The sequence below is a fragment of the Komagataeibacter kakiaceti JCM 25156 genome, from assembly GCF_000613305.1.
The window spans coordinates 1-699 of the sequence record NZ_BAIO01000831.1 but is presented as its reverse complement, the minus strand read 5'-3'; the positions used below and the strand labels follow the sequence as shown (position 1 = coordinate 699).

The 699-nt window shown below is 67.8% G+C and carries 1 protein-coding gene; it reads right to left on the bottom strand.

What is annotated here, in order from left to right; translation table 11 throughout:
- Window positions 1–699: homoserine dehydrogenase (locus tag JCM25156_RS19325; protein ID WP_025814451.1), on the bottom strand; the 699-nt coding region annotated here is incomplete at both ends.

The window sequence follows — 699 nt, the reverse complement described above, 5'->3', positions numbered from 1 at the left end:
TCGCCCGCGCCGCGCCCTTCGAGCATCAGGCGGCCCACAAAGGCCCCTTCCGCCACCACGGCGTTGAAGACGCCGTTCACCTGCGCGATGGACGCATCCTGCGGCACGAGGCAGGGATGCACCCGCGCCTCGATCCCGTTTTCATGCTGGCGGGCGAGGCCCAGCAGCTTGATGCGGTAGCCCATCTTGCGGGCGAACTGCAGGTCGAGCGCGCCGATGCGGCGGATGCCCTCGATATAGACCGAGGCGAACACCACCGGCCGCCCGAAGGCCAGCCCCGCCAGAATCGCCAGCTTGTGGGCGGTGTCGATCCCGTCCACATCGGTGGAGGGGTCGGCCTCGGCATAGCCCAGCTTCTGCGCGTCGGCCAGGATTTCGGCAAAATCCCGCCCGGTTTCGTGCATGACGCTCAGGATGTAATTGCAGGTGCCGTTCAGGATACCGCCGATTTTCAGGATACGATCCGCCGCCAGCCCTTCGCGCACGGTCTTGATGGCGGGGATGCCACCGGCGACCGCCGCCTCGAACATGAGCGGCACACCCGCTTCCTGCGCGGTGCAGGCCAGCGCCGCACCATGAATGGCGATCAGCGCCTTGTTGGCGGTGACGACGGGCTTGCGGTTTTCCAGCGCGCGGCTGACCGTCAGCCGCGCCGGGCCTTCCGCCCCGCCGATCAGTTCGGCCACGACATCCACATCG